Origin of the sequence: Enterococcus sp. DIV1767, from assembly GCF_050542585.1 — a bacterium.
Lineage (GTDB): Bacteria > Bacillota > Bacilli > Lactobacillales > Enterococcaceae > Enterococcus_D > Enterococcus_D innesii.
This window is the reverse complement of the sequence record NZ_CP172936.1, coordinates 1,823,942-1,835,275: the sequence shown is the minus strand read 5'-3', so window position 1 is coordinate 1,835,275 and position 11,334 is coordinate 1,823,942. Positions and strand designations below refer to the sequence as shown.

The following is an 11,334-nucleotide window of genomic DNA, read 5'->3' as shown; positions in this document are numbered from 1 at the left end:
AAGCGATGAAAAGAGCAAGAGTAATCTATAACCCGACATCTGGGAAAGAATTGATTCGAAAAAATTTAGCAGATATTTTAGATGTTTTGGAAAGAGGCGGTTATGAGGCGAGTGCGTTTGCCACGACCGCTGCACCCTTTTCCGCCCGTGATGAAGCAAGAAGAGCCGGTGAAGCTGGTTTTGATTTGGTGGTAGCGGCCGGTGGCGATGGTACGATCAATGAAGTCGTCAACGGAATCGCTCCATTAGAAAAACGCCCGAAGATGGCGATTATTCCTGGAGGAACCACCAATGACTACGCACGTGCACTAAAGATTCCTCGGACCGATATCAAAGCAGCTGCGGAAGTGATATTAAAACAGCAGACGGTGAAGATGGATGTCGGAAAAACACCCAATACGTATTTTATCAACATTGCTGCTGGTGGACACTTAACGGAACTGACCTATGATGTTCCTTCTGAGTTGAAAAGTGTTTTTGGCTACTTAGCTTATCTAGCAAAAGGAGCCGAATTACTGCCCCGCGTCAAACCAATCAAAATGCATCTAAAGTATGAAGACGGAGAATACATTGGCGGAGCCTCAATGTTCTTTTTAGGACTAACGAATTCAGTAGGGGGATTTGAACAGATTGCCCCCGACGCTAAGCTTGACGATGGGAAGTTTTCACTGATTATTGTCAAAACAGCCAATATTTTTGAGATCGTCCATTTAGTCGCTTTGATGATGAATGGTGGCAAGCACATCAACGATCGTCGTCTGATTTATACGAAGACATCTTTTCTTGAAGTAGACGCGCCAGAACAGGTTAATCGTTTAATGATCAACCTTGATGGTGAATATGGCGGAGATGCTCCTATGCGCTTTGAAAATCTACACAATCATATCGAATTTTTTGCAAATGTTGATCAAATCCCTGATGATGCGGTCGTAGGTGAGCAGAACTATCAAGAAATGAGCGAAGGATTTATTAAAGAAGTCGAACGTCTTTCCGATGAGGACATCAATGGCGATGGCAAAATCGGCGACGAAACACAGTAAAGGATTTTCTTTTCATGCAAAGTGGAAGAACAGGGACTTTTGGACCTGTTCTTTTTTTAAAATGAATTGTGGAAAAAGTAATAGGATTATTTTTTCGGAAAGTTGATAGAACAGCTTTTCTTAAATTTTTGTAAAGAACGTTTTTCGAACGGTGTTTCACGAAATGTGTTTGTTTCACGAAAGTGTCGAGGGCAGTCAAAGATAAAACGAATAAAAATTACGAAAAAAGGACATTCTATCCTAAAAAAACGAACGTTAAGAATATATGCTCATTAAAGTTCGTTATTTCCGTATTTCTATGCAATCTAAGGATGCAAAAGCGGAGGAGAATATGCTATAATGGTGAAACGAAGAAATGGGGGGACCGGAATGGAGCAAATCGATTCTACAAAAGCGCTTGATCTGCTGAGAGATGACGCAGAACGAATCAAAAAGCTGATCCGAAACCAAGAAAATAGTTTATGTATCGCACAATGCAAAGCATTTGAAGAAGTGGTTGATACTCAGATGTATGGTCTATCACGGCAAGTGGCATTTGCGATCCGCTTGGGGATCGTCGATAATCAAACAGGACAACAATTGATGGCGGATCTTGAAAAAGATTTGAACCAATTGTACAGCGAGGTCTATGAAGACCAGCGGACACCTGAAATCGGCAAGGAGGCATAAACTTGCCAGAAAAAGTAAAGAAAAGACATTTATTAGATTATAGTATTCTCTTGCCGTATATTTTTATGTGTGTCACGGGTTTGATGATGGTCTATAGCTCCACGTCCTACGTCGCGATGACTGCTACAAATCCAACTACAGCTGCTTCTTATGTCATCAATCAAGCAATTTTTTGGTTGTTGAGTCTAGTAGCGATCACTGTCATGTATAAAATGAAAACGGATGTTTTTAGGAACAAAAAATTTGTCCAGATCGCCATGATTGTCATTTTGTTTTTATTGATCGCTGCCTTCTTCTTTCCAAGAAGAAATGGGGCACTAGGATGGTTATCGATTGCTGGTTTTTCCATTCAACCAGCTGAGTACTTGAAGTTTATTGTTATTTGGTTCTTATCTGTGACGCTATCTTATCGGCAAAAAGGCATTCAACAGGAGTTTTGGAAAACGGTTTGGCGCCCAATCGGAATCGTTTTCGTATATACCGGGATCATGGCCCTTTACCCAGACTTTGGGAATGCCGTGATCGTCATGTTACTGGCTTTTGTCGTTTTATTATCTAGTGGTCTGAATTACCTGTATACCTTGATATTAGGCGTGGCAGGCATCGTTGGTAGCGCATTGATCGTCCTATTTGTGAATCTAACCGGCGGTAAGCTTTTGCCAGCGTATGTCTACAGTCGCTTTTCATCCTTTTTGAACCCGTTTGCTGATGAATACGATACTGGTCATCAAATGGTCAATGGGTATTACGCAATGTTCAACGGTGGGCTTTTCGGACGCGGACTTGGAAATAGTATCCAAAAACGTGGTTTCTTAAACGAAGCGCACACCGATTATATATTTTCGATCGTTATGGAAGAATTAGGCTTGATCCCATCGATCATCATTTTAGGTGTTTTATTTTATATGGTGGGACGGATCTTTCTTGTCGGTATTCGTTCAAGAGATCCCTTTAATTCCATGATGTGTATCGGCATAGGGGCTCTATTTATGTCCCAGATTTTTATCAACTTAGGGGGGATCACTGGTTTGATCCCATTGACGGGAATCACATTTCCGTTTCTAAGTCAGGGAGGATCAAGTTTGCTGATGCTGTCGATTTGTATTGGTTTTGTATTAAATATCAGTGCCGAAGAAAAGAGGAAACAATATTATTTGAATTATTGATCAATTGAATGGAGTGGATTAGATGAAGAAAATTCTTGTTGCCAATCGTGGAGAAATCGCGATTCGTGTCTTCCGCGCATGTGCGGAGTTAGGAATCAAAACAGTCGGTATTTATGCTGCGGAGGATGAATACTCCGTCCATCGCTTTAAAGCAGATGAAGCGTATTTAGTAGGGAAAGGCAAACGACCGATCGATGCGTATTTAGACATTGAAGATATTATTCGCACAGCGAAAAAAGCCGGGGCCGAAGGGATTCATCCAGGGTACGGCTTTTTATCAGAAAACCTGAGCTTTGCGCAGCGCTGTGAAGAAGAAGGTTTGATTTTCATCGGACCATCCACTCACCACTTAGATATTTTTGGCGACAAGATCAAAGCAAAAGCAGCGGCGATCGATGCGGGAATTCAATCGATTCCAGGATCTGACGGTCCAGTAGCATCGATTGACGACGTTTTAGCATTCGCCGACGAACATGACTATCCGATCATGATCAAAGCAGCCCTTGGCGGTGGTGGTCGAGGTATGCGTGTCGCTCATGATGAAAAAGAAGCACGTGATGGCTACGAACGCGCCAAAAGTGAAGCGAAAGCGGCTTTTGGTAGTGATGAAGTTTATGTTGAAAAATATATTAGTAATCCAAAACATATTGAAGTGCAAATTCTAGGGGACAAGCACGGAAATGTCGTCCATCTATTTGAACGTGACTGTTCCGTTCAGCGCCGTCACCAAAAGGTAGTCGAAGTGGCACCATGTGTGTCAATGACGGCTGAACAGCGGGAAAAAATTTGTCAAGCTGCCGTTCAACTGATGAAGCATGTTGGCTATATTAATGCCGGAACAGTGGAATTTTTAGTTGAAGGCGATAAATTTTACTTTATTGAAGTAAATCCTCGGGTTCAAGTGGAACATACGATCACTGAAATGATCACCAATTTAGATATCGTGACGACACAAATTTTGATTGCACAAGGCAAAGACCTGCATAAAGAGATCGGGATTCCTGAACAAAAAGACATTCGCTTTGAGGGTGTTGCGATTCAATGTCGGGTGACAACGGAAGACCCAGCCAATAATTTTATGCCAGATACTGGTAAGATCGATACTTACCGTTCTCCAGGTGGATTTGGGGTTCGTTTGGATGTTGGAAATGCTTATGCCGGTGCGGTGGTAACCCCTTATTTCGACTCGCTGCTTGTAAAAGTCTGTACACATGCGGCAACCTTTGATCAAGCGATTCAAAAGATGATGCGCTGTCTGAAAGAATTCCGAGTACGTGGTGTAAAAACAAACATTCTCTTTATGCGTAATGTTGTTTCTCATCCAGCCTTTCGTTCAGGTGAAGCCAAAACCACCTTTATCGACAATACGCCAGAACTATTCAATTTCCCTCGGATTCGTGACCGTGGAAACAAAACCATGAAGTATATCGGTGAAATCACGATCAATGGATTCCCGGGAATCGAAAAACAAAAGAAACCTTTCTACAATGAACCACGGATGCCACAACACATCCAAGCAACGCCTGATTTCGTCAGCGCCAAAAATATTTTAGATACGAAAGGTGCCGAGGGAGTCGTTGAATGGATCGGTCAACAAAAGAATGTCTTGCTGACGGATACAACCTTCCGAGATGCCCATCAAAGCTTGTTAGCAACTCGTGTAAGAACCCATGACTTTAAGAAAATTGCCGCGATGACAGAAGCGGGTCTGCCACAATTGTTCTCAAGTGAAATGTGGGGCGGAGCAACGTTCGACGTTGCCTACCGTTTCTTAACAGAAGATTCATGGGAAAGATTGCGGATGTTCCGGAAAAAAATGCCGAATACCTTGTTGCAAATGTTGTTCAGAGGCTCCAATGCTGTGGGATATTCCAATTATCCAGACAATGTATTGGAAGAATTCATCAAAGAATCTGCAGCGCAAGGAATTGATGTGTTCCGAATCTTTGATAGTTTGAACTGGGTTCCACAAATGGAGAAAAGTATTCAAGCCGTTCGCGATACAGGAAAAATTGCAGAAGCAACGATTTGTTATACAGGGGATATCAATGATCCGACCCGTCAAAAATATTCAGTACAATACTACAAAGATATGGCGAAAGAATTGCAAAATCTTGGTGCCCATATTATAGCTATCAAGGATATGGCTGGATTATTAAAACCGCAAGCAGCTTATCGTTTGATCAGTGAGCTAAAGGATACGATCGATGTGCCGATTCATCTGCATACCCATGATACCAGTGGAAATGGGATCATTACTTACTCAGCAGCTACCAAAGCCGGTGTTGACATCGTGGATGTCGCTATGTCAGCGGTCAGTGGCGCAACAAGTCAACCAAGTATGAGTAGTTTGTATTATGCACTATTGAACGGCGAACGCTGCCCAGAAATCAATGTAGACAACATCCAACAGTTGAACCACTACTGGGAAGATGTCCGCATGTACTATCATTCCTTTGAAAATGGCTTGAACGCACCTCAAACGGAAGTGTACAAGCATGAAATGCCGGGGGGACAATATACCAACCTTCAGCAGCAAGCCAAAGCCGTTGGTTTAGGCGAAAAATGGGATGAAATCAAAGAAATGTATCATGAAGTCAATATGATGTTTGGAGACATCGTAAAAGTGACACCTTCTTCGAAAGTCGTTGGTGACATGGCACTCTTTATGGTACAAAATGGCTTGTCAGAAAAAGATATTTTTGAAAAAGGCGATACATTGAGCTTCCCAGAATCAGTGATCACCTTCTTCCAAGGTGAGTTAGGTCAGCCAGTTGGTGGTTTCCCGAAAGAATTGCAACGCATTATCTTAAAAGGACGCCCAGCTTTTACAGAACGTCCCGGAACATTTGCGAAGCCAGTTGATTTTGCTGAAGTGAAGCAAGAACTAGCAGAGAAAATCGGCTATGAACCAAAACATGAAGAAGTCTTGAGCTACTTGATGTATCCGCAAGTCTTCCTTGACTATCGGAAAGCTTATGAACAGTTTGCCGATGTGAAAGTTCTTGATACGCCAACTTTCTTTAACGGCATGCGCTTAGGTGAAACGATCAATGTTGAATTAGAAAAAGGCAAAATCTTGATTATTCGTCTCGATGAGATCGGTGAGGCAGATATTGAAGGTAACCGGACCCTCTTCTTTAACTTGAACGGTCAACGTCGAGAAATCGTTGTTAAGGACAACTCTATCATCAGCTCTGTTCAAACAAAACGTAAAGCGGAGCCAACGAATAAAGAACAGATTGGTGCTTCCATGAGTGGCTCAGTCTTAGAAGTATTAGTCAAAAAAGGCGACCGAGTGGCACGTGGACAGACCTTGATGGTCACGGAAGCAATGAAGATGGAAACTTCTGTCGAAGCTCGCTTCTCAGGTGTGGTTGAACATGTGTATGTAACCAATGGTGAACCAATTCAGTCAGGAGACCTTTTGATTGAAGTCAAAGAGAAGTAAGGAGTCGATCCACAGATGAAGCGGAGAGGATTATTGTTTTGCGGCTTATTTGTCCTGGCCCTAATAATCGTGTATTTGCAGCCAGTATTCATGCAAAACGCTTCAGATTCAAGAATGACGATCGAAAACCCAATCAAAGCGCCAACAACCATGAATTACGAACCGATCGCAGCCCAAGGATTAGCTGAAATGATTGGGGAGCCTGTTTCGGATTTTGAAGAAGTCTACGGTCTTCCCATTCAAACCTATCGCTCGGGCTACGAGTTTGAAATTCGGGTCTACAATCAATTAGACGATCAACAGTATGTTGAGATCAATACCGATGGTGAAAGTGTGCAAGCAATCAAAGTAATCGGCGCCGGGGGCTCTTCCCTGGCACCTTTTACGATGGGCATGACCTTGACTGACTTGACGGAGTTGACCATGATTTATCCTAACTTTACCTTGACACAAAATGATCGTGCGATCAGTTTCGAATTGATGGAAGAAGATATGAACTATCGTCCATTAGTGGCTTTTGACAACGGGACTTTTGCTGTTTTGTTCTTCGATCAGGAGACTGCCCAACTGCAAGCCGTTACTTACTTGGATCAGACCACGCTACTTAAACTGGCACCTTATCCCTTGACGGAAGGACAGCGACCGCTGTTTCAAGTTTCGCAAACAATTGACCAAGCCCAAGCCAACCTTGAAAAAGAGACCCTGGCGTTTGTTATCATCGATAAAATTCGCCAGCAAATCGGCTTAGAAAGCTTCTCACAGGATACCCAAACACATCAAGAAGCAGCTGGACTTTTATTTGATTTGACGAATAATCTATCAGACTATTTGACTTCTCAACGAATCCATTCTTATCAACGCGCTCTTTCTTCAGAAAAAACGAGTAATTTTGTTTTAACGAACGACGAGTGGCGAGAGTTGTTGGCGGATAAGGAATTGGAAGCATCTGCTTCGATCTTCGAAGCGCCTGTTTACGATCCGACTTTTACGATTTTGTCTTGGTTCAGTAACCCAAGATTTGCTGAACGCCTGACCTATGAACAATCAGAAAAGATAGGAATTGCTTTTTCTGAAGCAAATATGGTAGTCTTAGTGCAAGAAGATGTGGAAGGGACCGAGGATAGTACGTCAGATGATTTACGATGAAGCATTTTTCGAGATTGAAGATCAAATCGATTCACTTGTGATGGCGATCAAAGCAAGTGAAACGTGTAGAACCTATCAAAAAGCGAAAACAATTATGCATCAAGATCCTGTTGTTCAGGAATTGATGCGATCGTTTTTAGAAAAGAAGCTGGATTTTGAAAGAATTGAAGCTTACGGTGAGTATGCGCCTGATTTCAAAGAAAAAAAACGGGCGTTGCGCACAGCCAAGCGGCAGTTGGATCTTAATGAACAAGTAAGTGAGTATCGCTGGAGTGAAACACAACTACAGCGTTTGCTGGATGAACTGACTGTGGCGATCTCTACTTGTTTTTCTCCCTCTGTCAAAGTGGACGCTGGGAGTCCCTTTTTTCAATCAAAATCAAGTTGTGGAGGAAATTGTCATGCACGAGGATAAAGAGCCTTTTACGATGCAAAAGCGTCGAGGATTGATCGTATGGGTTTACAGCCTACGCCAACTAAAAAATTTGCGTCGTTTTGGTTTTGTTCATTATGTGTCACGTAAGATGAAATACGTGGTCATGTATTTGAACGAAGAAGAATACGAAAGCAAAAAAGCAAAAATCGAGCAGTTTCACTTTGTTCGACAAGTTGAAGCTTCCTATCGACCAGATGTCGAAATGGATTTTGCTGAAAAAATTGGTACTTCAGCAGCCTATCCAGTGAAAGATGAAGGGTTTGATATCGAAGAAAAAAATACGATGATTCGATTGGCAGAAAACGTGTAATAAAAAAGTGGGGGTGCCTTGAGTCACCGCCATTTTTTTATTGCTATTTATAGAAACAGTGCTATATTTGTATTTACGAAGATCTTGGAGGGAAAATGCATGCGTGTAGTAGCCGGAGAATATGGTGGCCGCAGATTAAAAAGTCTCGCTGGAGACAACACTCGCCCCACGACAGACAAAGTAAAAGGGGCGATCTTTAACATGTTAGGGCAATATTTAGATGGAGGAGTTGTACTGGATTTATTCAGCGGAAGCGGGGGCTTAGCTATCGAAGCGGTCTCTCGGGGAGCCGATCATGCAGTTTGTGTCGACCGTAGTTTTCCAGCAACCAAAGTGATCCGCGAAAATATTGCTATAACCAAAGAACCCGAAAAGTTCACGGTGTTAAAAATGGATGCGAATCAAGCTTTACGGCAGTTTGCAGCTGAAGGACAAAGTTTTGACTATTTGTTTTTAGACCCGCCATACGCAAAGCAAGAGATTCTGCAACAGTTAGAAGCTATGCTGAAGGATGAATTGATTCGCCCGTCTGCATACGTAGTTTGCGAAACAGATAAGTCCATCGCTTTGCCAGAAAAGATTGGTTCTTTGCATTTGATGCGCGCCCAAACCTATGGCATATCTGCGGTGACGATCTATAGAAATGAGGGATAACGTGAAAAAGATTGCTTTATTTCCAGGGAGTTTTGACCCATTGACGTCCGGTCATGTTGACCTGATCGAGCGAGGAGCCACGCTTTTCGATGAATTGATCGTCGGCGTTTTTACAAACACCAATAAAAAAAGTTTTTTTACGAGTGAAGAAAAAGTTCATTTGATCGAAGAAGCCCTCGCCCATATTCCTAACGTCAGGATTCTGGCACAAGAAACGGAGCTGACGGTTACGATCGCAAAAAAACTAGGTGCTCAGTTTCTGCTTAGAGGCATTCGTAGTGTGAAAGACTATGAATATGAGCGGGACATCATGGAGATGAACCATCACCTAGAACCCTCATTAGAGACCGTTTTTCTTTTAGCAGACGCAAAACACAGTTTCATCAGTTCCAGTTTGTTGAAAGAAATCTTAACCTTTAACGGCGATGTTGCCGAATATTTACCTCAAAATATCTACGATGCTATAGTAAAGAAGCGTGATACCAATGAATCTTAAATCAACGATCAAATATCTTCTTCTGTTTGTTTTAGCGCTAATCATCGCAGCTTGTGCCTTTTTGCCGATTCCCTATTATATCGAGCAACCAGGAGCAACGATCGATTTAAAAGAGCTGATTACCGTCAATCAAAAAGAAGACACCTCAGCCGGCTCCTTTTCTTTGACCAGTGTTGGGATTCGACAAGCTACCGTGTTCACAGCGATTGGAACGAAATTCAATGAATTCCAAGACTTGATCAGTGAGGAAGAACTTTTAGGCGGTGCGACAGATGAGGAGTACAACCGCATTCAACGTTACTATATGGAATCCTCGCAAAATAGTGCGATTGAGCAAGCATTAAAGCTGGCAGACTTACCTTATGAAATGACCTATAAAGGGGTCTATGTCATGGGGATCGATCCAAATTCCAGCTTTGCTGGGAAAATATCCGTTGGAGATACCGTCACCGCAGTCAACGGTAAAGAATTTAAAAGCAGTCAAGATTTTATCGACTACGTCCAAAGTCAAACCATTGGTGATGAAATCACCGTGACTTACTTGCAAGATGGCGAAGAAAAAGAAGCAACGGGCAAACTAATTGAACTGGAGAGCAATCAAAAAGCCGGTATCGGCATCTCCCTCGTCGATCATACAGAGATCACTTCTGATGAAGAGATCGTGATCGATTCTGGCAATATCGGAGGACCTTCCGCTGGTTTGATGTTCACCCTTGAAATTTATGAACAGTTGACCGGAGATAACCTACGTAAAGGCCACAACATAGCTGGGACAGGAACGATCTCAGCTGACGGAACCGTTGGTCGAATCGGTGGGATCGATAAAAAAGTAGCGAGTGCCAGTGAAAGTGGTGCAGAAATCTTCTTTGCCCCAGATGATGAGATCACTGACGAAGAGCGTGAAATAGATCCTTCCATCAAAACAAATTATGAAGAGGCAGTGGCAGCAGCGAAAAAGTTAGACACGGATATGAAAATCGTTCCGATCGCCAATGTCCAAGATGCCTTGGATTATCTAGCAACACTAAAAGAAGCAAATTAAAACGGCACTCGCCGTTTTTTTTATTGTCTAAAGAATACAGTAGGCTCAAAGAAAAGGTTATGCTATACTTTTAGATAAGGAGTGTGAATCTAGTGGAATTAAAAAGACAACAACCGATCGTTGAAGCATATCATTTCGATATGAAACCGAAAGACAAAGAAATGGAAACCAAATTGAATGTCGGCTTTGCGCCGTTAAAAGTCAAAGATGAAGAATATATGGAAAAAAATAGTATTATTGGCGCTCGGCTAGAATTCCAATTGGTGTTCCCTGATTATGTTTTGTCAGGACGTGTCGGACAGGTCAATCATATTTTGAATCGTAAAGTCAATTCCGGAGAAGATCTAACAAAAGCCGAAACTGACCGCTTGGTGGAACCATTGTTTGATATCATCAAACGCTTGACTTATGAAGTTACAGAGATCGTAACCGACAAACCAGGTTTACAATTGAACTTTAATACCAATTCGAATGCTGCGCAAGAAGCGAAGGAAGAAGACAAATAATGAGAAATAGGAGGGATGCCCATTGTTTTCCAATCAAATGCAAGTGATGCTATACGTCGATGATGTGACGAAAGCAGTTGAGTTTTGGCAAGAACTAGGGTTTGCGATCATTGAACAACAAACCGTTGATGGAACATCCGTCGTCGAAATCGCGCCATCAAAAGAGGCAGAGGCTCATTTTGTCTTATATGACCGTGAGTTCATCGAAACGCACTCACCTGAAGTCGCATTAAATTCCCCATCGATCATGTTTTTTGCAGAAGATATTACGACACTTTATAAGAAGCTTCTAGAGATGGAAGCAGAAGTCGGTGAATTGATTCAGATGGAAGAACAGCTGGTTTTCAATTTTGCCGATCCGGATGGCAATTATTTTGCTGTTTCAGGAAAATAGGTTTTACCGATCGTAATCAATCAT

The 11,334-nt window shown here is 42.3% G+C and carries 12 protein-coding genes; all 12 read left to right on the top strand.

All coding sequences use genetic code 11. The features are described from left to right. The first annotated feature begins 5 nt into the window (after positions 1 to 5). The 12 genes from IGI78_RS08870 (at position 6) to IGI78_RS08815 (ending at position 11,310) form a co-directional block, all read left to right on the top strand. Positions 6 to 1,040 (top strand): diacylglycerol kinase, encoded by a 1,035-nt coding sequence (locus IGI78_RS08870; protein WP_081118589.1) that lies wholly within the window; start codon positions 6 to 8, stop codon positions 1,038 to 1,040. Positions 1,041 to 1,409: 369 nt separating this feature from the next. Further along, positions 1,410 to 1,709 carry a YlaN family protein gene (locus IGI78_RS08865; RefSeq protein ID WP_077454545.1) on the top strand — a complete coding sequence of 100 codons (300 nt, stop codon included), beginning with the start codon at positions 1,410 to 1,412 and terminating at the stop codon, positions 1,707 to 1,709. Between the two features lie 2 nt (positions 1,710 to 1,711). Beyond that, positions 1,712 to 2,875, top strand: coding sequence for an FtsW/RodA/SpoVE family cell cycle protein (locus tag IGI78_RS08860; RefSeq protein WP_077454538.1), 1,164 nt, complete (start codon positions 1,712 to 1,714; stop codon positions 2,873 to 2,875). Between the two features lie 22 nt (positions 2,876 to 2,897). Further along, positions 2,898 to 6,326 (top strand): pyruvate carboxylase, encoded by a 3,429-nt coding sequence (locus IGI78_RS08855; protein WP_195265078.1) that lies wholly within the window; start codon positions 2,898 to 2,900, stop codon positions 6,324 to 6,326. A 15-nt stretch (positions 6,327 to 6,341) separates the two neighbouring features. Beyond that, positions 6,342 to 7,472, top strand: a complete 1,131-nt coding sequence (locus IGI78_RS08850) for a CAP-associated domain-containing protein (protein ID WP_077454536.1) — start codon at positions 6,342 to 6,344, stop codon at positions 7,470 to 7,472. Further along, complete coding sequence (locus IGI78_RS08845; protein WP_140964800.1) at positions 7,459 to 7,887, top strand: YlbF family regulator; 429 nt, start codon at positions 7,459 to 7,461, stop codon at positions 7,885 to 7,887. Before IGI78_RS08850 ends, IGI78_RS08845 begins: the two co-directional genes overlap by 14 nt. Then, positions 7,874 to 8,218 (top strand): YlbG family protein, encoded by a 345-nt coding sequence (locus IGI78_RS08840; protein ID WP_077454534.1) that lies wholly within the window; start codon positions 7,874 to 7,876, stop codon positions 8,216 to 8,218. The genes IGI78_RS08845 and IGI78_RS08840 overlap by 14 nt, the downstream gene beginning before the upstream one ends. A 99-nt stretch (positions 8,219 to 8,317) precedes the next feature. Next, on the top strand, positions 8,318 to 8,872 hold the full coding sequence (gene rsmD / locus IGI78_RS08835) for a 16S rRNA (guanine(966)-N(2))-methyltransferase RsmD (RefSeq protein ID WP_195265080.1): 555 nt from the start codon (positions 8,318 to 8,320) through the stop codon (positions 8,870 to 8,872). 1 nt (position 8,873) lies between these two features. Further along, entirely contained in the window at positions 8,874 to 9,368 is a 495-nt protein-coding gene (gene coaD / locus IGI78_RS08830) for a pantetheine-phosphate adenylyltransferase (RefSeq protein WP_144771616.1), read from the top strand. Next, complete coding sequence (locus IGI78_RS08825; RefSeq protein WP_077454533.1) at positions 9,358 to 10,410, top strand: SepM family pheromone-processing serine protease; 1,053 nt, start codon at positions 9,358 to 9,360, stop codon at positions 10,408 to 10,410. The genes coaD and IGI78_RS08825 overlap by 11 nt, the downstream gene beginning before the upstream one ends. A 92-nt stretch (positions 10,411 to 10,502) precedes the next feature. Then, positions 10,503 to 10,916 (top strand): DUF1149 family protein, encoded by a 414-nt coding sequence (locus IGI78_RS08820; protein WP_077454532.1) that lies wholly within the window; start codon positions 10,503 to 10,505, stop codon positions 10,914 to 10,916. Positions 10,917 to 10,938: 22 nt separating this feature from the next. Further along, positions 10,939 to 11,310, top strand: coding sequence for a VOC family protein (locus IGI78_RS08815; protein ID WP_081118582.1), 372 nt, complete (start codon positions 10,939 to 10,941; stop codon positions 11,308 to 11,310). Positions 11,311 to 11,334 lie beyond the last annotated feature (24 nt).

Excerpts from the sequence above, each read along its gene's own strand:
- IGI78_RS08870 (WP_081118589.1), top strand. The coding sequence starts at position 6 with ATGAAAAGAGCAAGAGTAATCTATAACCCGACATCTGGGAAAGAATTG.
- IGI78_RS08865 (WP_077454545.1), top strand. The coding sequence starts at position 1,410 with ATGGAGCAAATCGATTCTACAAAAGCGCTTGATCTGCTGAGAGATGAC.
- IGI78_RS08855 (WP_195265078.1), top strand. The coding sequence starts at position 2,898 with ATGAAGAAAATTCTTGTTGCCAATCGTGGAGAAATCGCGATTCGTGTC.
- IGI78_RS08850 (WP_077454536.1), top strand. The coding sequence starts at position 6,342 with ATGAAGCGGAGAGGATTATTGTTTTGCGGCTTATTTGTCCTGGCCCTA.
- IGI78_RS08845 (WP_140964800.1), top strand. The coding sequence starts at position 7,459 with ATGATTTACGATGAAGCATTTTTCGAGATTGAAGATCAAATCGATTCA.
- IGI78_RS08840 (WP_077454534.1), top strand. The coding sequence starts at position 7,874 with ATGCACGAGGATAAAGAGCCTTTTACGATGCAAAAGCGTCGAGGATTG.
- rsmD (WP_195265080.1), top strand. The coding sequence starts at position 8,318 with ATGCGTGTAGTAGCCGGAGAATATGGTGGCCGCAGATTAAAAAGTCTC.
- IGI78_RS08825 (WP_077454533.1), top strand. The coding sequence starts at position 9,358 with ATGAATCTTAAATCAACGATCAAATATCTTCTTCTGTTTGTTTTAGCG.